Annotated in this window: 19 protein-coding genes; 7 read left to right on the top strand and 12 right to left on the bottom strand. The window is 71.7% G+C overall.

Translation table 11 applies throughout. The features are described 5' to 3' along the window. Window positions 1-5: 5 nt before the first annotated feature. Window positions 6-1226, bottom strand: a complete 1221-nt coding sequence (locus tag OG381_RS06375; protein WP_327715122.1) for a saccharopine dehydrogenase family protein — start codon at window positions 1224-1226, stop codon at window positions 6-8. Between the two features lie 109 nt (window positions 1227-1335). On the opposite strand from OG381_RS06375, the gene OG381_RS06370 reads away from it, so the two are divergent. Further along, on the top strand, window positions 1336-2058 hold the full coding sequence (locus OG381_RS06370; RefSeq protein WP_327715121.1) for a TetR/AcrR family transcriptional regulator: 723 nt from the start codon (window positions 1336-1338) through the stop codon (window positions 2056-2058). An 81-nt stretch (window positions 2059-2139) separates the two neighbouring features. Here the strand turns inward: OG381_RS06370 and OG381_RS06365 are convergent, their stop codons facing one another. Beyond that, complete coding sequence (locus OG381_RS06365; RefSeq protein ID WP_327715120.1) at window positions 2140-3036, bottom strand: LysR family transcriptional regulator ArgP; 897 nt, start codon at window positions 3034-3036, stop codon at window positions 2140-2142. Window positions 3037-3105: 69 nt separating this feature from the next. On the opposite strand from OG381_RS06365, the gene OG381_RS06360 reads away from it, so the two are divergent. Continuing rightward, the gene (locus tag OG381_RS06360; protein WP_327715119.1) at window positions 3106-3723 is read left to right on the top strand and encodes a LysE/ArgO family amino acid transporter; all 618 of its coding nucleotides are present in this window, start codon (window positions 3106-3108) and stop codon (window positions 3721-3723) included. Window positions 3724-3827: 104 nt separating this feature from the next. Further along, complete coding sequence (locus OG381_RS06355) at window positions 3828-5123, top strand: MFS transporter (protein ID WP_327715118.1); 1296 nt, start codon at window positions 3828-3830, stop codon at window positions 5121-5123. Between the two features lie 4 nt (window positions 5124-5127). On the opposite strand, the gene OG381_RS06350 is transcribed toward OG381_RS06355, so the two are convergent. From OG381_RS06350 to OG381_RS06340, 3 genes are all read right to left on the bottom strand, one after another. Beyond that, window positions 5128-5580, bottom strand: coding sequence for a cyclic nucleotide-binding domain-containing protein (locus tag OG381_RS06350; RefSeq protein ID WP_327715117.1), 453 nt, complete (start codon window positions 5578-5580; stop codon window positions 5128-5130). Window positions 5581-5855: 275 nt separating this feature from the next. Further along, a complete protein-coding gene (locus tag OG381_RS06345) occupies window positions 5856-7343 on the bottom strand; it encodes an aminotransferase class I/II-fold pyridoxal phosphate-dependent enzyme (RefSeq protein ID WP_327715116.1) in 1488 nt (495 codons plus the stop codon). Window positions 7344-7373: 30 nt separating this feature from the next. Next, the gene (locus OG381_RS06340) at window positions 7374-7607 is read right to left on the bottom strand and encodes a hypothetical protein (protein WP_327715115.1); all 234 of its coding nucleotides are present in this window, start codon (window positions 7605-7607) and stop codon (window positions 7374-7376) included. Between the two features lie 195 nt (window positions 7608-7802). On the opposite strand from OG381_RS06340, the gene OG381_RS06335 reads away from it, so the two are divergent. From OG381_RS06335 to OG381_RS06320, 4 genes are all read left to right on the top strand, one after another. Further along, window positions 7803-8222, top strand: a complete 420-nt coding sequence (locus OG381_RS06335; RefSeq protein ID WP_327715114.1) for an ATP-binding protein — start codon at window positions 7803-7805, stop codon at window positions 8220-8222. A 191-nt stretch (window positions 8223-8413) separates the two neighbouring features. Beyond that, window positions 8414-9241: a SigB/SigF/SigG family RNA polymerase sigma factor gene (locus OG381_RS06330; RefSeq protein WP_327715113.1), complete on the top strand. Its 828-nt coding sequence runs from the start codon at window positions 8414-8416 to the stop codon at window positions 9239-9241. A 63-nt stretch (window positions 9242-9304) separates the two neighbouring features. Further along, the gene (locus tag OG381_RS06325; protein WP_327715112.1) at window positions 9305-10153 is read left to right on the top strand and encodes an ANTAR domain-containing protein; all 849 of its coding nucleotides are present in this window, start codon (window positions 9305-9307) and stop codon (window positions 10151-10153) included. Window positions 10154-10208: 55 nt separating this feature from the next. Continuing rightward, window positions 10209-11054, top strand: a complete 846-nt coding sequence (locus tag OG381_RS06320) for a DUF1206 domain-containing protein (protein WP_327715111.1) — start codon at window positions 10209-10211, stop codon at window positions 11052-11054. A gap of 12 nt (window positions 11055-11066) precedes the next feature. On the opposite strand, the gene OG381_RS06315 is transcribed toward OG381_RS06320, so the two are convergent. The 7 genes from OG381_RS06315 to OG381_RS06285 all read right to left on the bottom strand — a co-directional run bounded on the left by OG381_RS06315 (window position 11067) and on the right by OG381_RS06285 (window position 22179). Further along, window positions 11067-13313, bottom strand: a complete 2247-nt coding sequence (locus OG381_RS06315; protein WP_327715110.1) for an FUSC family protein — start codon at window positions 13311-13313, stop codon at window positions 11067-11069. 10 nt (window positions 13314-13323) lie between these two features. Further along, entirely contained in the window at window positions 13324-14667 is a 1344-nt protein-coding gene (locus OG381_RS06310) for an NAD(P)/FAD-dependent oxidoreductase (RefSeq protein WP_327722400.1), read from the bottom strand. Between the two features lie 220 nt (window positions 14668-14887). Continuing rightward, window positions 14888-15292 (bottom strand): ATP-binding protein, encoded by a 405-nt coding sequence (locus tag OG381_RS06305; RefSeq protein ID WP_327715109.1) that lies wholly within the window; start codon window positions 15290-15292, stop codon window positions 14888-14890. Between the two features lie 111 nt (window positions 15293-15403). Continuing rightward, window positions 15404-17308 carry an AMP-dependent synthetase/ligase gene (locus OG381_RS06300; RefSeq protein ID WP_327715108.1) on the bottom strand — a complete coding sequence of 635 codons (1905 nt, stop codon included), beginning with the start codon at window positions 17306-17308 and terminating at the stop codon, window positions 15404-15406. A gap of 154 nt (window positions 17309-17462) precedes the next feature. Continuing rightward, a complete protein-coding gene (locus tag OG381_RS06295) occupies window positions 17463-18548 on the bottom strand; it encodes a glutamate--cysteine ligase 2 (RefSeq protein WP_327715107.1) in 1086 nt (361 codons plus the stop codon). Between the two features lie 60 nt (window positions 18549-18608). Next, on the bottom strand, window positions 18609-20810 hold the full coding sequence (gene glgB / locus OG381_RS06290; protein WP_327715106.1) for a 1,4-alpha-glucan branching enzyme: 2202 nt from the start codon (window positions 20808-20810) through the stop codon (window positions 18609-18611). Window positions 20811-20814: 4 nt separating this feature from the next. Next, on the bottom strand, window positions 20815-22179 hold the full coding sequence (locus OG381_RS06285) for a maltokinase N-terminal cap-like domain-containing protein (protein ID WP_327715104.1): 1365 nt from the start codon (window positions 22177-22179) through the stop codon (window positions 20815-20817). Window positions 22180-22187 lie beyond the last annotated feature (8 nt).

Below are 22187 nucleotides of genomic sequence, written 5' to 3'. Positions count from 1 at the left end.
CGGATTCACTGCTCGCGCAGCCCCCACGGGGAGCCGTACGCGGTCAGCAGATCCAGGAAGGGACCGGCGGGGAAGGCCTCCGGGCCGAGGACGCCCGAGCCCGACCAGGCGCCCGTGGCGAGGAGTTCGAGGGCGACGACCGGGTTGATCGCCGTCTGCCACACCACCGCCTGGCAGCCGTACTCCGCCATGGACCACTGGTTGTCGACCACGTGGTACAGGTACACCTCGCGCGGCGCCCCGTCCTTGACGCCCTTCACCCAGGTTCCCGCGCAGGTCTTGCCGTGCATGAGCTCGCCCAGCGTCGCCGGGTCGGGGAGACAGGCGGCGACCACGTCCCGGGGCGAGACCCGGACCGGTCCGCTCGCGCTCGCCACGGTGACCGGCTCGGTGCGGTCCAGACCCAGCAGGTGCAGCGTCCGCAGCGTTTGGATGAACTCCTCGCCCAGGCCGTACTTGAAGGTGACGCGCTTGGCGTCGACCCAGCGCGGAACGAGCAGGACCTCCTCGTGCTCGACGTTCACGCACTCCACCGGGCCGATGCCCTCGGGGAAGTCGAACACCTCGGGCTCGCTGAACGGTTCGGTGGTGAACCAGCCGCGGTCCTCCTCGTAGACCACGGGCGGGTTGAGGCACTCCTCGATGGTGGTCCAGATGCTGAAGGACGGCGCGAAGTCGTAGCCGTCCACGGTGAGGTTCGCACCGTCGCGGATGCCGATCTCCTCGATCTCGTCGAAGAGTTCATCGGCCGCGTACCGGGCGAAGACGTCCGACAGACCGGGCTCCACCCCCATGCCGACGAGCGCCAGCGCACCCGCCTTCTCCCAGCCGATCGCCTCCTCGAACTGGGCGTCGCCGAGCTTGACCCCGCACTCGTCGTAGGGGCGCTCGGGGTGCGGTCGCGACAGCGACATCGCCATGTCGACATACGTCGCCTCGGCCGCGCGGGCCGCCCGGAACAGCGGCATCACGAAGCGCGGGTCGGTCGCGTTGAGGAGGACGTCGCACGCGTGCCGCTCCAGCAGCGCCACCACGGCCGCCTCGTCGCTCGCGTCGACGCGCTCGGCCCGGAAACGGGCTCCCTCGGCGCCGAGCGCCGCGACGGCGGCCTCGGCGCGGGCCAGGTCGTAGTCCGCCACCACCATCGCCTCGAAGAACGGCCGCCGGGCCGCGATCCGGGTGATGGCGGTGCCCACTCCGCCGGCTCCCACGAGCAGTACACGCATGACAAGCACTCCGTCGGTCGAAGGTCCAAGACGTCGGTGGGGCCCCTGACGGAGATACAACGCCGCACGCTCACATAAGGTCAATGGCGTTGGCATAAGGAGGAGCGGCATGCCGAAAGCGGTCGTACCCGAGGAGAAGCGGCGCCGGCGCCGCCCCACCAAGAGCGGCACCGTGCTGTCCGAGGAGCTGATCGTCGAGACCGCGCTGCGGATGCTGCGCGAACACGGCAGCGCCGGGCTCACCGCCCGCCGCCTGGGCCTGGCCCTGGACGCCGACCCCAGCACCCTGTACCGCTACTTCCGCGGCATGGACGACCTGACCCTGGCGATCGGCGACGCGCTGATCGGACAGGCGCTGCGGGGCTGGGAGCCGACGGGGCGGTGGCGGGCGGACCTGCGCGCGATCGGACTGCGCCTCCACGCCGCCTACCTCGCCCATCCGCAGGCCGCCGTGCTGACCACGAACCGGGTCACCGGGCGGGCCAACGAACTCGCCGCCGACGAGGCGGTCCTCGACGTGCTGCGCACCGCGGGCTTCCCGCTGGCGGACACGGTGCGCATCTACCACGCCTTCATCGACCAGACCCTGGCCTTCGCCGCCCTGGACGCCGCCTCCCTGGCCCTGCCCAGCGCCGCGCTCCACGCCGACGAGGACATGTGGAGCTCGACCTACGCCCGTCTGCCCCGCAGCACGCACCCCCGGATCGCGGAGGCGGCGCCGCTGCTGGCGGGGCGCATGGTGGAGAGCGCCTATCCGACGGCGCTGGAGATGCTGCTGGACAGCGCCGAGGCCCGACTGGCCGCGCTGCTCAGCGGAACGAGCGGGCGCTGAAGCTCTCCATCCTGCCGCCCTCGTAGTTGCCGTCCTCCCACATGCAGACCCCCCGGTACCTCGGAGGCGCGAGGTAGACGTCTAGGAGGTGAGCGCCTCGGCCGCCACTGCGGCCACCGCCTCGGCCACGGTCGCCAGAGCGGGCGAGTCCAGCTTCCACTGCTGCCAGTACAGGGGCGCGTCCATCGGGCGGTCGGGCGCGAGGTGGACCAGCCGCCCCGCGGCCAGCAGCGGCTCGGCCTGGACGTCGGGGACCATGCCCCAGCCCAGGCCCAGCGCGACGGTCGCCACGAAGCCCTCCGAGGTGGGGACGTAGTGGCGGTCGGGACTCGCGCCGCCCCCGCCGCGGCGCAGGCCGCGCACGAACCGGTCCTGGTAGGAGTCGCGGCGGTCGAAGGCCACCGAGGGCGCCTGCGCGAGCGCGTCCCGCAGCGGACCGCCGAGCCACCGGTCGGCGAACTCCGGGCTCGCCACGGCGAAATACCGCATCCGCCCCAGCGGGCGCACGGAACAACCCGACACCGCGTCCGGTGACGAGGTCACCGCCGCCATCACCAGCCCCTCCCGCAGCAGCGTCGCCGTGTGCTCCTCGTCCTCGCGGTGCAGCTCGAAGGTGAGCCGGGACCGGTCCGGAACGCGGTTCAGCGCCGGGAGGAACCACGTCGCCAGCGAGTCGGCGTTGACCGCGATCGACACCCGCGTCGACTCCCCGGGCACGCTCATGCCCAGCTCGGTCCGCGCGTCCCGCTCCAGTCGCGCCAGCTGCCGCGCGAACCGCACGACCACCTCGCCCGACTCGGTGGGCCGCACCGGCTTCGTACGCACCAGCAGCACCCGGCCGGTGCGCTGCTCCAGGGCCTTGACCCGCTGGCTCACCGCCGAAGGCGTCAGATGCATGGCCGCGGCGGCCGCGTCGAAGGTGCCCTCGTCGACCACCGCCAGCAGGGTCCGCACCTGGTCGAGGGGAAGCTCTGTCATCACGAGCGCTAATGATACGTAAGAATCTTTAGCTGTACTCCAGATCGCCGTCCGCCTAGCGTCGATGCCATGACCGCTTCGCTCGCCGCCGCTGCCGCCGGATTCGGCACCGGCCTCTCGCTCATCGTCGCCATCGGCGCCCAGAACGCCTTCGTCCTGCGCCAGGGCGTCCGCCGCGACTCCGTCCTCGCCGTCGTCGGTATCTGCGCCCTCTCGGACGCGGCCCTGATCGCCCTGGGCGTCGGCGGACTGGGAGCGGTGGTGGTGGCGTGGCCGGACGCGCTGACCCTGGTCGGCTGGATCGGCGGCGCCTTCCTGCTCTGCTACGGCGCCCTCGCCGCCCGCCGGGTGTTCCGGCCGGCCGGCGGCGCCCTGCGCACGGAAGGCGAGGCGGCCGGGTCCCGCAAGCGGGCCGTCCTGACCTGTCTGGCACTGACCTGGCTCAACCCGCACGTCTACCTGGACACCGTGTTCCTGCTCGGCTCCGTCGCCGCCGACCGCGGCGCGCTGCGCTGGACCTTCGGACTCGGCGCCGTACTCGCCAGCCTGTGCTGGTTCGCGGCACTGGGCTTCGGCGCCCGGCTGCTGGGTCGCTTCCTGGCCAGGCCCACCGCCTGGCGCGTCCTGGACGGACTGGTCGCCGCGACGATGATCACCATGGGCGCGATGCTGATCGCCGGAGCCTGAGCGACGCCCTGTTCGCAGACTGGGATCGCGGGTCCCGCGGGCTCGGACACGACTGCCATAGTGAACCCTGGTTCCGAAAGATGTAACGACCAACCAGGAAGCCCGTGGACACGAGCGAGAGCAGCACCGAAGAGCAGCCGACGGCGCCCACGCAGGAGCCCGCCCGGCGCGGCTGGCGCCGGTTCGCGATGGACACCCGCCCGCTGCGCCGCCCGGCCTACCGGCGGCTGTGGACGTCGACCATCGTCACGGCCGTCGGCAGCCAGCTCACCGCGGTCGCGGTGCCCAAGCAGATCTACGACATCACGGGCTCGTCCGCGTGGGTCGGCTATGCCAGCCTCGCCGGGCTGCTGCCGCTGATGGTGTTCGCGCTGTGGGGCGGTGCGATCGCCGACAGCGTGGACCGCCGCAAGCTGCTCCTGGTCACCAACACCGGCATCGCCGTCACCTCGCTGCTCTTCTGGACACAGGCCGTCACCGGCCAGGAGTCCGTGGCCGTGCTGATGGTCCTGCTCGCGACGCAGCAGGCCTTCTGGGGCCTGAACGCACCGGCCCGCAACGCCTCCATCGCCCGGCTCGTACCCGCGCACGAGCTGACCGCCGCCAACGCCCTCGGCTCGACCGTCATGCAGACGGGGCAGGTGGTCGGTCCGCTCCTGGCGGGCGCCCTGATCCCGGTCATCGGCCTGCCGGAGCTCTACCTCATCGACGCCCTGGCGCTGTGCGTCACGGTGTGGGCGGTCTACAAGCTGCCCGCGCTGCCGCCGCCGGCGTCGGGGACCAAGCGCCGCGCGGGAGTGCGTGAGATCGCGGCCGGGTTCCGGTACATCTCCCTGCACAAGGTGCTGCTGCTGTCCTTCCTGGCCGACATCATCGCGATGGTCCTCGGCATGCCGCGCGCCCTGTTCCCGCAGCTGGCCTCGGAGACCTACGCGCCCTACGGCGAAGGTCTCGCCCTCGGTCTGCTGTTCGCGGCGATCCCCATCGGCGCCGTTCTCGGCGGACTGTTCTCCGGCACCTTCTCCCGGGCTCGCCGGCACGGCTGGATGGTCATCGGCGCCGTCGTCGCGTGGGGCGCCGCCATCACCGGCTTCGGGCTGAGCGACAGCCTCTGGCTCGCGGTCGCGTTCCTCGCCCTGGCGGGGGTGGCCGACATGGTCTCCATGGTCTTCCGCGGGGCGATCCTGCTGTCCGCCGCCACCGACGAGATGCGCGGCCGTATGCAGGGCGTCTTCACCGTAGTCGTCGCGGGCGGGCCGCGCCTGGCCGACGTCCTGCACGGCACCGCGGGCTCGGCCTTCGGACCGCGCGCGGCCGTCGCGGGCGGCGGCCTCCTCGTCGTGGCCGTGATGCTGGGCCTGGCCGCCGCCGTACCGGCGCTGCGCCGCTACCGGATCTGAGCCGTCAGCGGGCGCGCCGGGAGATCGAGTACTGCTCCAGGAGCTTGCCCCGGGTCGTCTCCAGCCGGTACGCCAGGATCTCGGCGACGCTGCGCACCAGGGTCAGGCCGAGCTGGGGGTCCTCCTCGCACAGGGCGAGCACCGCCGCCGCGTCGAACTCATAGGCCCGCACGGGGCTGAAGGCCACCGCGCCGAAGTCCCACTGGTGCGGCGGGAAGAGCCACGACCAGCCGAGCAGGTCCCCCGAGCCGAGGCTGGCCACGGTCACCCGTTGCAGGGACGTCACCTGCTGGTCGAGGGAGACCGCGCCCGAGCGGATGACCCAGAAGCGGTCGGCCGTACCCCCTGGCTCGAAGATCCGGGCGTCCTCGGGGAAGGAGACCTCCCGGGCCAGGGCCGTCAGACGGGCCCGCTGGGGCGGAGGCAGGGCGGTCAGCAGTTTCGTCGCTTTGGTCATGACGCGGGGCTCCTCGCCGGCGATTCGGTTCCGGTGCTTTCCCTACGCCCATTTCAGCCGCTGCGGACGACCGGGGCACCTCGGCGGCGGACACTTCCGGCGCTGTCGTCTCGCGGGCAGGAAAAAAGCCCTGGCTGGACGGGGGAGGCCAGCCAGGGCCGTATGAGAGGTGATCTATGAAGGACGTATACCGTCGACTCCATGACGACCTATGGATGAACCGTAAACCATCTCGGAGCCTTGTGCGTATACGAAAGCCGGGCACGTGACCCGTTTCACTCCGTGTCGGCCCGGTCCGCCGCCAGCACCCTGATCGTCTCCAGGCCGGGGTCGCTCGGGTCGGGCAGATTCATCCCCGCGGCCAGTCCGGTCGTCAGATAGCGCAACACGGGCTCGGTGAGCCGCTCACCGGGCAGCACCGCCGGGATCCCGGGCGGGTACGGCGTGACCATCTCCGCCGCGACCCGGCCGGCCGCCTCGGCTACCGGCACATCCTCGGCGGGGCCGAAGAACGCGTCGCGCGGCAGAACGGCCTGGGCCATCCGCAGCTCGGACGGCGGCGGCACCTCCACCCGGGGAGCCCGGGGCAGCGCGGGCGCGGCCTGTGCCAGATCCCGCAGCGCGGCAAGGAGTTGGCGGGCCGTCCCCTCGTCGTCGCCGTGGGTGATCTGCGTGCCGATCCGGCGGTGGTCGGTGAGGTGGGCGTCGATCTGCCGGTGCTCACGCAGCCAGTCCGCCGCCTGGAATCCGGTGATGCCGAGACCGTCGAGGTCGATGACGACGGGGAGCGGGTCGAAGTCGTCCGCGAGGCCGGGACTGCAGAAGTCGTCCCGGTCGTGGACGTGCAGCCCCTCGATCTCCTCGATGCCGGCCCGGACGTCCGCGGCGAGATCCAGTGCGGCGCCCATGAGGTCCTTGCCGCGCAGGGCCATCTGCCGTCGCCAGCCGTCGAGTCCGGCGTAGATCAGCACCGACGGGCTGGTGGTGCCCAGCAGATCCGCGCGCAGCCGCAGCAGTTCGGGCGGTACGTGGTCGCCCTGGAGATGGAAGACCGAGCCCTGTTCGAGGCCGCTGCCCATCTTGTGGATGCTGGTCACACAGATGTCGGCGCCCGCGTCCATCGCCCAGGACGGCAGATCGGGGTGGAAGGGAAGATGCGCGCCCCAGGCCTCGTCCACGATCAGCGGGCGACCGCGCCGGTGGCACACCTCGGCGATCGCGCCCAGGTCGGCGCAACCGCCGTACGGGGTCGGGCTGGTGACCAGGGCGCCCTTGGCGTCGGGATGGTCGGTGAACGCCTTGTCGAACTCGGCGGCGGACGGCGGATGCGCCAGGTGCCGCTCGGCGTCCCAGCGCGGCTCGACCCACACGGGCTCGATGCCCGAGATGATCAGCCCCGACACGACCGACTTGTGCGCGTCCCGCCCGACCAGCAGCTTCTCGTGCGGTCCCGCCACGGACAGCATCGCCGCCTTGACCGACAGGGAACTGCCGCACGTGGTGAAGAACGTGTGCTCCGCATGCACGGCGTCGGCCATCAGCTTCTCGGCGCGTTCCAGCACCCGGCCCCGGGTCAGGCGGTCGTCGAGACCGCCCGACGCCAGGACGTCGCCGAGGAACACCGCGTCGCCCAGGATCTCGCGCACCGCCGGATCGGCGCCCCGGGCCTGCTTGTGGCCGGGTGGTGTGAACGACAGCTGCCCCTGGCGGCGGTAGTCGTCCAGCGCTTCGAGTACGGGTGCCCTCGTGTGATCCACAGTCATGGCGAGCCGGGTTCCCGGGAGCGCGGCCGTTCAATCGGGCCGCTCGGCCGTCCCGGGCTGCCTGCCCGGCGTCAGGATCTCGTCCAGCACCGTGAGCACCGTCTCGTAGGCCAGCGTCCGCGCGGCCGCCTCGCGCGAGCCCTCCGGGTCGCTCGGCCGCAGGGCGGCACTGCGGGACCGCCAGGCACGCTCCTCCTCCACAGCAAAGGCCCGGGCACGCTGCATGCGCCGCAACAGTTCATCCGCGTCCACAACATCCGTCATGTCACCCGGGTACCCCGCAGATGACTCCGGATGGCCCGTGTGCACGAGGTTTGATGCGGCTCCGAGAGGTGAGCCGAAGGGAAGAGACCTGCGGTGCTCGCGGAGTGTGACGGATCCGCTGCCGTGCCAGGCGGGACTTCCGCGTTGTCCGCGAGCGCCTTGGCCTGCCCCCCACCGAATTCAGGGAGCCCAGGGATGTGCGAGAAGCACAGGACCGAATCTGTCGAGCGGTACCGCCCGCCGTGCCAGCCGGCAGAGGCGCGTCGCGCCGTCGAGCGGGCCGTGGCCGAACGCTGCCGCGTCACCCATACGACCTGCGACCGCCAAGCCCTGGGAGACGCCCTGCTCGTCGCCTCGGAGCTGACCACCAACGCGATCCTGCACGGGGGCGGAGTCACCGACTTCCGCGTCGACGTCGGCGAACCCGGCGTGCGCGTCTCGGTGAGCGACCGCAGCGACGCGTTTCCCGTGGCCAAGGAGCCCTTCGACCCGCGCGGACGGCGCCGCCTGGGCGGTCTCGGCTGGCCCATCGTCTGCCGGCTGGCACGCGATGTGCGGGTCACCGACCTGCCCACCGGAGGCAAGTGCATCACCGCGGTCGTGCCCCTGTCCTGACAGTCCACCGATCTTCCCGGGAAAAGCGGAGTTTGGGCCCCCGGGGTGAGGGCAGACGCAGTTTCGTGCTTCGGACCGGAGGCGCGCCAGCGGGAGCGACATGGCTGCTGCAGGGCCCACGTCTGGTGTCCGGCCGGTAGTCCCCGTTCCCGCGGTAATTCCCTGAAACGACCGTTCAGGAGCGATTCCGCATGCCAATCGACATGTCGACAAGCCGTCCCGGCACCCCCACCACCGCGACCGCCCGACGGCGCCACGACGACGCTCCCGACACCGCGGGGCTCTTCGCCCGCCTGGCCGTCCTGGAGGAGGGCCCCGAGCGGGATGCCGTACGCGACGAACTCGTCACCGCCTGGCTGCCCATGGCCCACCGCATCGCCGGCCGCTTCCGCGAGCGCGGCGAGTCCATCGAGGACCTGCGACAGGTGGCGGCCCTGGGCCTGGTGAAGGCGGTCGACCGATTCGACCCCGAGCGCGGCGCCTTCGAGAGCTACGCCGTGCCGACCATCACGGGAGAGGTCAAGCGGCACTTCCGCGACCGCATGTGGGCCCTGCGGGTGCCCCGGCGGGTGCAGGAACTCCGCAACAAGGTGCGGGTCGCCCGCCGCGAGCTGACCCAGACGCCGGGCAGCGCCGAACCCACCGTCGCGGACCTCGCCGCCCACACGGGCCTGACGGAGGAGGAGGTCGCCACGGGACTGGAGGCGCTGGAGAGCTTCAGTACGCTGTCTCTGGACGCCGAACTCTCCTCCGACGAGGACGGCTACAGCCTCGCCGACACCCTGGGCGCGGCCGACGCCTCGTTCGAGACCGTGGTCGACCGGGAATCCGCCAAGGCGGGTCTGCGCCGGCTGCCCGAGCGTGACCGCGCCATTCTCTACATGCGGTTCTTCGAGGACATGACACAGAGCCGCATCGCCGACCAGCTCGGCATCTCCCAGATGCACGTCTCCCGTCTCATCAGCCGCAGTTGCGCCCGTGTGCGCGCCGAGGCGCTGGGAGAACGCACCGGCGGCTGACTGCCCGAGCCGTATCGGGGCAGGTGTGTGTTCCCGACGAACAGGAACCGAGGAGCCTGCCCTATGACGGAGCCCGGACAGAAAGCCGCAGCCGACGGAGCGGACGAGGACTATCAGCGGCTGCGGGCACAGGTGCGCGATCTGCGCGCCCGGTCCCGCGCCCACGTCCTGATCGCGGAGGCGCAGGGCATGCTGCGCGAGCGGTATGCCCTGCCCGACGCGGACAGGGCGTTCACTCTGATGCGGGTGGCGTCCCAGCGGTACAACGTCAAGATGCGCACCCTGGCCGAAGTCCTGCTGTCCGCGCCGCGCCCGGACGCCCGGGAAGCGCTGTGGTTCCCGCGGCGCGCCCGGCTCGCCCAGCCCCCCTTGAACTTCCCGGCGGCACGGGAGGTCGGGCCCGGCAACCGCGGTGCCGTCCTGAAGGCCGTGCTGAGCCAGACGCTCGCCGTGGTCGGCACGGACATGGGCAACGTCCAGCTCGTCGACCGGGTCAGGGGCGGCCTGCGGATCGAGGAGCACACCGGACACACAGCCGACTTCGTCGACTTCTTCGGCCATGTCGGCGAGGACGGCACGTCCTGTGCGCAGGCCGCGCGCGACGTCGCCCAGGTCACCGTGCACGACGTCGAGACGGATCCGGTCTTCAGCACCTCCGCCCGCCAGGCGATCCTCGAGGCGGGCAGCCTGGCCTGTCACAGCGTTCCGCTGACCACCTCGTCCGGCATCTGCGTGGGTATGGTGTCGGCCCACCTCGACCACACCATCGGGGACCTGACGGCGGCGCAGCTCAAGGTGCTGGAAGTGGTGGGCGCGCAGGCCGGCCGCTGGATCGCCTGGCACGAGCGCACGGTGGTCCTGGACGCCCTGGAGTACCTGCACGCCCTGGGCACGGGGCGCGTCCAGCCGTAATCCCCGTGGGGTGTGCATGGTCGTGACCGGGGCATTCGGAGTGCGGGAGGTCGAGATGAACTTGACTGTCAGCGCACGGGCCGGCCGGATCGGGGTCGGGCGGTCGACCCGCCGTTCCGCGACGGAGGGCGCCGCCCGGGCGGGACTAGCCGCACGCGGCGTGATCTATCTGCTGGTCGGCCTGCTGGCCCTGCAGATCGCCTTCGGCGACGGGAAACGCCAGGCGGACCGGGGCGGCGCGCTCGCCGAGCTGGCGGACAAGCCCTTCGGTGCCGTCCTGTTGTGGGCCCTCGCCATCGGCCTGGTCGGCATGGCGCTGTGGCGCCTTTCGGAGGTGCTGTTCGGCTCGGTCGGCCCGGACGGACGCAAGGCGAAGAAGCGCCTGCTGGCGCTGGTCCGCTTCGTGTTCTACAGCTTCGTCGCCTACTCCGTGCTGTCGTTCGCGACGGGCTCGGGATCGAGCGGCGGTGGCGGGGGATCGAGTGACAAGCAGTCCAAGGACGTCACGGCGAAGGTGCTGGACATGCCCGGCGGGCAGTGGATCGTCGGTGTCGCCGGCGTGGGGATCGCCGTCGCCGGTGTGTGGCTCGCGGGCCGGGCCGTCATGCGCTCCTACCGCGACAAGTTCAAGCTCGGCGAGATGTCGCCCGGGATGCGGCGGCTGGTGGACGTGACCGGGGTGGGCGGCGGCGCGGCCCGCGGGCTGGTGTTCGCGGCCGCCGGTGCCTTCGCCGTACGGGCCGCCGTCGACTACGAACCCGACAAGGCGAAGGGCCTGGACGACACGCTCCGCTCCTTCGCCGAGACCCCGCTCGGCCCCTGGCTGCTGGCCCTGGTGGCGGTCGGCCTGATGCTGTTCGGCCTGTTCTCCTTCGCGATGGCCCGCTGGCGCAGGGTGTGAGCCGCCCCGGCGTCAGCCCCTCGGCCGCGCCACCGGTACCCGCAGCGGCCGGGCCAGCCCCACCACACCCTCGTCCAGCCGCTGGAGGTGCCGCAGCACCCGGTCGGTGACCCGCCCGAAGCGCGGTGACCCGGGGACGGCGGACTCCAGCAGGGCGGCGATGCTCGGCCCCGTCTCGACCTCGTCGGTGGACCGTGAGTCCGCCACGTGTGCCGCGGTCGCACCGATGTTGCGCAGAATGCGCCGCCCCGCCCCACGCAGCCGGGGGTCCGCCGCGATCGACGGGTGGGTGGGCAGCAGTTCGGCCGTCGCGGCCAGGGCACGCGCGTGGTACGCACAGGTTTCCAGCAGCGCGACGACGTACCGCGCGGTGTCCCGCCGGGCCCGCAGCGGGGTGACGGGATGGGTGAGGGGCCGGGTGGCGGCCCGTAGGTCGGCCAGCGCCTGGTCCAGGTCACGGGCCTTGTCGAGAAGCTCGGCCGGAGGACCGCCGCTCAGCTGGTCCACCGCCGTTTCGGTGACGTCCGCGAGCCGCTCCAGCACCTCGACGAGCAGGTCGTTCGTACGGCGGTCCGTGCGCACCGGCAGCACCAGCGCCGCCGCGAGGACCCCGCACGCCGCGCCGAGTGCCGTCTCCTCCACCCGCAGCACCAGGACGGACAGGCTGTAGGTGTGCAGCAGGGTGTACAGCACGCCCAGCGCGGCGGTGACGAAGAACGACATCAGCGTGTACGACACGGGTGCCGTGTAGAACATCAGGAAGACGCAGACCAGGACCACCGCGAACGCCGTCCAGGTGTGGTGGCCGACCAGCCCCGCCAGCCCGACGCCGGCCACCACCCCGAGCACGGTGCCCAGGAGCCGCCGGTAGCCCTTGACCAGGATCTCGCCCGTGGAGGCGGTGTTGATGAACACGATCCAGCAGGTCAGCACCGCCCAGTACCAGCGCTGACTGGACAGCAGCTCACCGCCCACCATGGCCAGCGACGACCCCACCGCGACCTGCACGGCCGCCCGTGTCGTGGGCCGCCGCAACCCCGCCTCCGTCTCCTGCGCAGGCTCCTCACCGGCGTCTATGGCCGCATCCTCGGCGTCCAGTTCCTCGCGCGACCGGGTCGTGGCCGGGCTGTCGTCGGACTCGTCCTGCGGCCCGTCGAGGGCGGTCCGCAGCCCCAGCACCGCGCGGGCCGTCTCACCGATGCCCCGGAAGACGTCCTGGACGGCCGGTGGAGCCGCCGGCAGGTTCTCCTGGTCCCGGTAGCCCAGCAGCCGGTTGCGCACATGCGAGAGCCCCGTGCCGGGCTGTGCGGAGACCGGCCGCAGGACGAGCAGCCGCAGCGCCTCCAGGTCGCGCCGCACGGTGTCCGTCGCCCTGTCCCGCACGGGCAGCATCCCGGCCCGCGGAACGGGCGCGCCCGGCAGATGCAGGGTCAGTGTGTCCGCCCGTTCGGCGCTGCGCGCGGTCAGCAGCAACAGGCCGAGCCGCTCGGCGGCGACCTCGGCGTCCGCGACGCGCCGCTGCACGAGCCGCGCCATCGCCTCGTCGGCGGTCCCCTCCTCCAGCCGGCCCTGGATCATCAAAGCCGTCTCGTGCAGCCGGGCCGTGCCGTCGCGCACATGCTCCAGGGCCTTCTCCACCTCCTCGGGACCGGCCGCGTCCAGCAGTTCCAGCTGCGTCGCCACCAGCTGGGCCAGCCGGGCCCGGAAGGCCTCCCGCAGCCGCTCCAGCATCCCGGTGGGCGTCTCGGGCACGAGCGCGAAGCGCGCCACGGCACTGGCCAGGAAGGCGACGGCGAGCGTGCCGTAGAGGTGTGGCAACGCGGAGACGGTGGCGCCGACGAACAGGGACGCGAAGTAGACCTGGAACCCGATCATTCCCAGCGCGGTGCCCCGGTCGCCGTACCGGCGCCCGTAGACGGCGCAGAAGATCAACGCGACGAAGACCAGGTCGCCGGCCACCACATGGGAGCGCAGCAGGGCGGCGAGGGTGACGGCGGCCAGCGCCACGGGCAGGCCCAGTGCGAGGGTGACGGCCTGCTGGGCGCGCTGTTTCTCCCGGATGGCGAAGGTGGCGACCATGGCCGCGATCGCCCCGGCCACCAGATGGGGCACCTGGGCCCCCAGCAGACCGAGCACGGCCAGCGTGAGCGCGATGGCGCCCACCGTCCGCAGCCCGGCCGCCAGCCGCAGCAGTCCGGGGTCGGACGCGGCCACCAGATCCCGCAGCCGCGCCCGCCCCGGACGACCCGCCTCCCGCACCCCGGGCGGACTACTCCTGACGGTCCGTCCCCTCGACATGCGCCTGGACCTGCTCCGGCGTCAGATACGCGTTGGTGTACTCGAAGTCGTGGAGCTTGGCGGCCTTGCGGGCCTGGAAGCCGGTGCGCACGAAATCGTCGCCCGCGAGGGCGTTGAGCGTCCAGTTGGTGGCCACACGCACCTTGGCCACGTTGGTGCGCAGCGCCCCCCAGTGGTAGCCGCGGGCCGCGACCTGGGCGGGCAGACCGCGCAGTTCGATGCCGAGCGGCTTGGACACGGCGTCCTTGCCGCCGAGGTCGACGACGAGTCCGAGGTCCTTGTGGCGGTACGGCGTCGTCGACTGCCCCCGCAGGGTGGCGATGACGTTGTCGGCGACATGTTTGCCCTGCCGCATCGCGTGCTGGGCCGTGGGCGGGCAGACCGCGCCCTCCTCGCCCTTGGCCTCGTCGGGCACCGCGGCGGAGTCACCGAGCGCGAACACCCCGTCGTGGCCCGGCAGGTTCATGTCGGCGGTGACCGCGAGCCGCCCCCTGACCGTCTCGGCGCCGAGCGTCGCGATGAGCGGGCTCGCGACCACGCCGGCGGTCCAGATCAGGGTGCGGGTGGGGACCACCCGGCCGTCGGTGAAGGTGACCTCCTCGGGGCCCGCCTTGGCGATGGACGTGCCCAGCGAGATCTCGATGCCGCGCTTGGTGAGGATGCGCTGCGCGGTGCTGCCCAGCTTGTCGCCCAGCTCGGGCATCAGCTTGGGCGCGATGTCGATCAGGTGCCACTTGATGAGCCCCGGATCGATGCGCGGGTAGCGCTTGACGGCGGCGTGGGTGAGCTTCTGCAGACATGCGGCGGTCTCGGTGCCCGCGTAGCCGCCGCCGACGACCACGAACTGCAGCCGCGAGGCACGTTCGGCCTCGTCCTGGCTGGCGTCGGCGAGGTCGAGCTGCGCGATGACGTGGTCGCGGACGTAGGCGGCCTCGGCGAGGGTCTTCATGCCGAACGCGTGGTCGGTGAGGCCGGGGATGTCGAAGGTGCGGGTCACGCTGCCGGGGGCCAGCACGATGTAGTCGTACGGCTCGTCGACGATCTCGTCGGTGATGGTGCGGATGACGCAGACCTTGGCCTTGAGGTCCACGCCGATCGCGCCGCCCGGGATGATCCGGGTGCGGTACTTCTTGCTGCGGCGCAGCGAGACGGCGATCGACTGGGGCGTCAGCACCCCGGAGGCGACCTGGGGGAGCAGCGGAAGATAGAGCTGGTAGGCGAATGGCGTCACCAAGGTGACGTCGGCCTCGTCGAGGGCGAGTTTGCGTTCCAGCCGGCGAACGCATTCCACGCCGGCGAAGCCTGCGCCAACCACCAGGATCCTGGGTCGTGTCACGGTCTTTCTTCCCTTCTGCGGCTCCGGCGGTCCGAGTCGGACGCCGTTCGCCTGCCCTGGATCTCCGCTTCGCAACATCGATCCCACCGTGCCTCGTGCCGTTCCGCCAGCCGGGCGCGGCAGGCAGCCGAACGCGTCGTGGACCACCATGCCCGTCACGGTGCGTCCGCGCACCGGCTGCGAGTGAATGTCGTGTGTCTCACCAGGGCAGAAACACGTGCACGTCCTTGCCGCCGCCCTCCGTCACCACGCTCACCTGGTCGCACAGGGCGTGGATCAGATGCCAGCCGACACCGCCACCGCCGGTTCTCGGGTGGAACGAACGCGGGGCGGGCGGGGTGGGATTCGTGTCGTGCAGCGTCACATGGACACCGTCGAAGGTGCGGCGCATGGACAGGTCGAACGGGCCCGGGGCGTACTGGACGGCGTTGGCGGCCAGCTCCGTGACGACGAGCAGGATGTCGTCCCAGTGCTCGGGCGTCGCGGGCGGCGAGGCCTGTGCGAGCCCGTACAGGAACTCGTCCGCGTCGATCCGCGCAGCTGTGACGCTCTGCGGCTCACCCGCAAAACTCGTGGTGCGACTCGGGATCTCCACGGAGGCCAATGGTGCTTCCTGCCTGGTCGTGTGTCGGTCCTGAACGGCGCTCCTCGTGGGCGCCACTTCTGCGAGTTCCCGGGGGCGCTGAGGTCAATCGGACTCCCGGGACCGAACCGGTCACCGGAACACGTTGTCCGAGTCGTCCCAGCCCGTGATCTCGTCCGCGGGCTGCTGTCGCGGGGCGCGCGAGCGTGCCTGGTACATCGCGTCGATCTCGAACGCGTAGTGCTCGACGATCGCGTCCCGGCGCAGCTTCATGGACGGTGTGAGCAGCGCGCTGGTCCGGTCGAAGGACTCCGGCAGGACCCGGAACACGCGGATGGACTCCGAACGGGAGACGGAACTGTTCGCCGCGGCCACCGCGCGCCCGATCTCCTCCCGCAACGCGTTCTCCTCGCGCGCCTCCCGGCTCGGTGCGTCACCCGGCATCGCGAGCCCGCCGCGCCAGTGCGCGAGGAAGTCCGGGTCCAGTGTGATCAGGGCGCCCACGCAGGGCCGGTTGTCACCCACGATGACCGCCTGGTGGATGAGCGGATGCATACGCAGCCGCTGCTCCAGGAAGGCCGGCGCCACGCTCTTGCCGCCACTGGTGATGATGACGTCCTTCTTGCGGCCGGTGATCGTGAGATAGCCCTCGGGGTCCAGCTGCCCGAGGTCGCCCGTGGCCAGCCATCCGCTGCCCAGCGCGGCCCGGGTGGCGGCCTCGTCGTTGACGTATCCCTGGAAGACCGAAGGACCGTGCACCAGGATCTCCCCGTCGGCGGCCAGCCGGATCTCCGTGCCCGGCAGGGGCCGGCCGACCGTGCCCGACTTCTCCCGGCCCACGGGCTGTGCCGTGACGCCGCCGCTCGTCTCCGTCAGCCCGTAGGCGTCGTTCACATAGATGCCGATGCCCTCGTAGAACAGACAGAGTTCGCGGCCCAGCGGTGACCCGCCCGAGGCCGCGCGGAGCACGCGGCCACCGAGTGCGGCCCGCAGTCTGCGGTACACCGTCCGTTCGTACAGCGCGTGCTGGAGCCGCAGATCCAGGCCGGGACCCGGTCCCAGTCCCAGCCGATGGCGTTCGACGGCCGCCGCGAAGTCCCGTGCCGTCTCCGCGGCCCGCTCGAACAGGGCGCCGCGGCCCGCCTGCTGGGCCATCCGCAGGAAGTTCTTGTAGATCTTCTCGAAGAGCGAGGGCACACCGCAGAAGTAGGTGGGCCGGAACGAGAGCAGGGACGCCGACAACGTCTCGGAGCTCAGATCGGGCTCGTGGGCCATCACCAGACTGCCGCGGATGCACAGGCTCTGCACCAGCAGGCCGTACACATGGGAGAAGGGCAGGAAGGCGAGGACCGAGCCCTGTCCGCCCGGTGGCACCACCGTGTGGCCCCACCCCTCCAGCAGGATGTCGCAGGCGCTCGCCAGACCTCGGTGACTCACCGCGCAGCCCAGCGGCCGGCCCGTGGTGCCGGAGGTGTAGACGACGGCCGCGGTGGAGTCCGGCATCACGATGCGACGCAGCGACTCGATCGTGGTGAGCGGGATGAACTCGCCCCGTTTCACGAGCTGTTCCAGCGACCCGTCGTCCAACTGCCAGACGTGGCGCAGCCGCGGCAGCGACGCGCACACCGAGCCGACCGTCATCACGCTCTGCTCGTCCTCGACGATCACACCGACACAGTCCGCGTCCCGCAGGATCCAGGCGACCTGATCGCGTGAGGAGGTCGGATAGATGGGCACGACCTCGGCGCCGACGGCCCACAGCGCATGGCTCAGAACCGTCCACTCGTACCGGGTGCGCGCCATGATCGCCACGCGGTTGCCGGGGGCGATCCCGGAGGCGACCAGGCCCTTGGCGAGGTCGACGACCTCGTCCCGCACCTCCACGGCGGTCACCTCCTCCCAGGTGGTGGCGGAGGGGTCGGGACGGCGCGCGAGCATCGGCTGGGTGGGGTTGCGGGCGGCCGTCTCGAAGACGCTGTCGGCGAGCCCGCCCGTCAGCGGCGAGACGGACGGGGGAGCGAGGGCGAGGTCGCGCATGCGCTGCTCCTGATGTGTACGGGGTGTGACTCCGCCGATGAGAACTGTTATCGGCGGTGCCCGAATCTAGCCGAGGTCAGCGCGTTCGATGCAGGTATTCGACAACTGGTTCCGACGTGATCCTCTCGCAGAGGGCGGGAACCCGCGGACCGCGCTATTCCTGCGTGTGGCGCACGCACTCCGTGACGACCTCCCGCAGGCTCCCGGTCCGCGCCATCAGCTCCCGCTGGATGCGCGCGCCGTTCCCGCGCCGCAGCAGCTCGGCACAGCCTTCCCGCGCCCGCTCGAGGTCACCGGTCTCGGCCAGGGCGTCGCCGACGTGGTCGAGCAGTGCCCGGACGACCGTCTCCGCGGGCAGCCGGCGCATGGTCGCCGGATGCAGGAGTTCGTCCGTCAGGCCCGACCGGGCGGCCTGCCAGGCGGCCAGCCGCAGCAGGCTCACGCTGTGTCCCGTCGGCTTTCGGCCCGCGCGCCACTCACGCGCCGACGTCTCGACCAGGCCGCGGGCGAGGGTGGCGATGAGCGCGGCGGTGGACGCGTGCAGACAGACGTCCGCGACCCGGAGTTCCACCGTCGGGTACCGCCGGGCCAGCCGCGCGTCGAAATAGACCATGGCCTCGTCGAGGATCACGCCGGTCGCCACCATGTCCGCGACCCGCCGGTGATAGGACTCGGCCGAGCCGAACACCTCGGTCGGACCGGTCGAGGGCCACCGCTGCCACACCCGACTGCGATAACTGCTGTACCGCGTGTCCTCACCCTGCCAGAAGGGGGAGTTGGCACTCAGTGCCGCCAGCACCGGCAGCCAGGGCTGCATCTGGTCGATCACGCCGACGCCCTCGTCGTCGGACTCGACGGACACATGGACATGACATCCCAGGACGAGATCATTGCTGGTGATGCCGTACTGCTCCGCCATCCACTGATAGCGCCGTCCCATGGCGACCGAGGGGCTCACGGGCAGCGGCGACGTCGCGAGCGCGGCGACGGCACAGCCGATCTCCCCGGCGTGCCGGGCCGCCTCCTTGCGGCAGCGGACGATCTCCGCGGCGAGTTCCGCCATCTCCGACTGGGGATGGGTGGCGAACTCGAGCATCTGGCTGTGGAGCTCCTTCTCGAACACGTCACCGTTCGTGCCGTCGTGCGCGGCACGGGCGAGCACCGCGGCCGACAGTGCTCGTGGTTCGCCGGTCTCCGGGGCGACCAGGAGGAGCTCCTCCTCCACTCCTACGGTGCGCACGTGAAGCCGCCCTTCTGCCGTGACGAAGTTGTACGCCCCGACTGCCCACCAGACGGCTGATCACACAGGCGACAGCCATACGGTTGCGAGCGGCGGCAGCGTGAGCCGTACGACACCGTCCTCCGGTTTCACCGGGTCGGGACAGGTGACGGCACCGCCGCCGTAGCCTTCCGCGTCGGTGTTGAGGACCTCCAGCCAGGCGGGGACGTCCCCCGGGATGTCGAGGCGGTAGTCGTGGCGGACGACGGGGGAGAAGTTCGAGACGGCGAGGAGAGGGGTTCCCTCGGCGTCGAAGCGCAGGAAGGCGAAGACGTTGTCGTCGGCCGCGTCTCCCACGATCCACCGGAAGCCGTCAGGGCTCGTGTCCCGCTGCCACAGAGCGGGCGTCGCGCGGTAGACGGTGTTGAGGTCGCGGACCAGGTCCCGCACCCCGCGATGATCGGGCTCGGCGCTGTAGCCGGGGTCGAGGAGCCACCAGTCCGGGCCGTGTTCCTCGGACCACTCGGCGCCCTGGGCGAACTCCTGGCCCATGAAGAGGAGCTGTTTGCCGGGGTGGGCCCACATGAAGGCGAGGTAGGCGCGATGGGTGGCGCGCTGCTGCCACCAGTCGCCGGGCATCTTCGACACCAGCGACTGCTTGCCGTGGACGACCTCGTCGTGGGAGATCGGCAGGACGAAGTTCTCGCTGTAGGCGTACACCATGGAGAAGGTCATCTCGTGGTGGTGGTACTTGCGGTGCACCGGCTCGTGCTGGATATAGCCCAGGGAGTCGTGCATCCAGCCCATGTTCCACTTCAGGCCGAAGCCCAGACCGCCGCTCTCCGTGGGCCGCGTCACCCCGCCCCACGCGGTGGACTCCTCGGCGATCGTCATGACCCCCGGCACCCGCCGGTACACGGTCGCGTTCATCTCCTGGAGGAACGCCATCGCGTCCAGATCCTCGCGCCCGCCGAACACGTTGGGCGTCCACTGGCCGGAGTCGCGCGAGTAGTCGAGGTAGAGCATCGAGGCGACCGCGTCCACCCGCAGCCCGTCGATGTGGAACTCCTCGCACCAGTACACAGCGTTGGCGACCAGGAAGTTGCGCACCTCGACCCGGCCGAAGTCGAACTCGTACGTCCCCCAGTCCGGATGCTCGGCCCGCCGCCAGTCTCCCGGCTCGTACAGCGGCTCCCCGTCGAACCGTCCCAACGCCCAGTCGTCCTTGGGGAAATGAGCCGGAACCCAGTCCATGATCACGCCGAGGCCCGCCCGGTGCAGGGCGTCGACCAGGTACCGGAAGTCGTCGGGCGTGCCCAGCCGCGAGGTCGGCGCGTAGAAGCCGGTGACCTGGTAGCCCCAGGAGCCGCCGAAGGGGTGCTCGGCGACCGGCATGAGCTCGACGTGGGTGAAGCCGAGGTCCTTGACGTATGCCGGGAGCTGTTCGGCGAGTTGACGGTACGTCAGTCCCGGTCGCCAGGACGCCAGATGGACCTCGTACACCGAGAAGGGCGCCTCGTGCACCGGCACGTCCCCGCGCCGGGCCAGCCACTCCTCGTCGCCCCACTCGTAGTGGGAGGCCGTCACCACGGACGCCGTCGCGGGCGGTACCTCGGTACTGCGAGCCATCGGGTCGGCCTTGAGGAAGCGGTCCCCGGAGCGGGACGTGATCTCGAACTTGTACCGTGCGCCCTCGCCGATGCCCGGCAGGAACAGCTCCCACACCCCGGACGCGCCGAGGGACCGCATCGGGAACGCCGTCCCGTCCCAGCAGGTGAACTCCCCGGCGACCCGCACGCCCTGTGCGTTGGGCGCCCACACCGTGAAGCGGGTGCCGGTCACGCCCTGGTGGGTCATCGGCTCGGCGCCGAGCGCCTTCCACAGCTCCTCGTGCCGGCCCTCACGGATGAGATGCAGATCGACGTCACCGAGGGCGGGCAGGAAGCGGTACGGGTCGTGCACTTCCTGCGCGTCGCCCTCGTAGGAGACCAGCAGGGTGTACGCGGGAATCGCCTCCAGCGGGAGTACGCCGGAGAAGAGACCGTCGCCCTCGGAGGAGAGTCCGGCGCGTTCTCCCCCGACGACCACGTCGACGGCACGGGCGAAGGGACGCAGCGTCCGGAAGGCGATCCCGCCCGGCGCCGGATGGGCGCCGAGCAGGGAGTGCGGGTCGTGGTGGGCGCCCGACAGCAACCGCGCGCGGTCGGCGGGGTCCAGGGGCGGTGCGGCACGGCAGGGGCGTGGACCGCCGGCCTCGGGAGGTGTGGTGTCGCGCAGTGCCATGGCTTCAGGCTCCTCTCACGGCGAGACGCTCGATCGCCGCCATCGGCACGGGCAGCCAGTCGGGGCGGTGCCGGGCTTCGTACAGGACTTCGTACACGGCGCGGTCCGTCTCATAGGCGCGCAGCAGACCGTGCTTCTTGCGCGGGTCCCACCCGGCGAGCGAGGCGTACCCCGCGCAGTAGGCCTCACGGCAGCGACGCGCCCACTCCGGACGCCAGGGGCGGCGCTGGCGGGCGGCGTAGTCGAAGGAGCGCAGCATGCCGGCGACGTCCCGTACGGGGGAGTGGGTGCTGCGGCGCTCGGCGAGGGGGCGGGACGGCTCACCCTCGAAGTCGATCACGAACCACTCGCGGCCGGCCCGCAGTACCTGCCCCAGGTGCAGATCACCGTGGATGCGCTGGGCGGGCGGACCGGGATCGCAGGTGGTGAGCGCGGCGAACGCGGTCTGCAGCGCCGGCACGTACGGCTGGAGTGCCGGTACGCAGTGCGCGGCGGCACCGAGCCGCTCGGTCATCGCGGCCGCGGTTCGGTCGTTCTCGGCGTGGGCCAGGGCCGGGAAGGCCGAGGCCAGCGCGAGGTGAACCTCCGCCGTGGCCTGCCCCAGTTCATGGGCCTTCGCGGTGAAGTCGTCGCCGGAGGCGAGGGCCTGCAGAGCCAGTGTCCAGCCGTCGGACGCATCGGGCAGGAAGGGCTGGAGCACCCCGAGCGTCGCCTCCTGCGGCTGGGTCGTGCGGAACCAGGCGACCGGCGCGGGCACCCGACGGCAGCCCTGCCCGGCCAGTGCGCCCGGCACCTCCAGGTCGGGGTTGACGCCGGGCTGGATCCGCCGGAACACCTTGAGGATGAAGGAGTCCCCGTACACCAGCGAGGAGTTGGACTGCTCGGCGTCCAGCATGCGCGGCACGAGCCCCGCGGGCACGGACGCGGACGGGTCGGCCTCGAAACGCAGGGGACCCGCCGTGCCGGGGTGCCGCAGCCGCTCCAGGAGCAGTTGCGCGACCCGCGGGTCCTGGAGCGCGTCGTACACCGTCAGGCCGGCCAGCGGCCCTTCCTCCGCCCGCCCGATGAGGGCCCGGCCGAGACGCGGTGACAGATGCTTGCGTACGGCGAGCAGCAGTTGGTAGCAGTCGCCCGTCGCGGCGGTGGCGCCACCGGGGGCGGGGACGGGCGCGTGTCCGGTCTGCACCAGCAGGTGCAGACAGCCCGGGAACAGCTCCGTCATGGACAGCAGCGAGAGGTCCGTGACGGGCCGGTCCTTGCCCGCGAACCAGCGCTGCCGGGGCAGCCACTCGCGCAGCAGCCCGGCGAGCGAGGCCATGGGCCCGGGGGCGGTCGTGCTGCCCGGGCGGGGGAATGCGGTCTTCGGCATGGTGACGC

This window comes from Streptomyces sp. NBC_00490 (assembly GCF_036013645.1).
GTDB lineage: Bacteria > Actinomycetota > Actinomycetes > Streptomycetales > Streptomycetaceae > Streptomyces > Streptomyces canus_F.
Note: the sequence above shows the minus strand (reverse complement) of the source record. Positions and strands in the feature narration are given on the sequence as shown.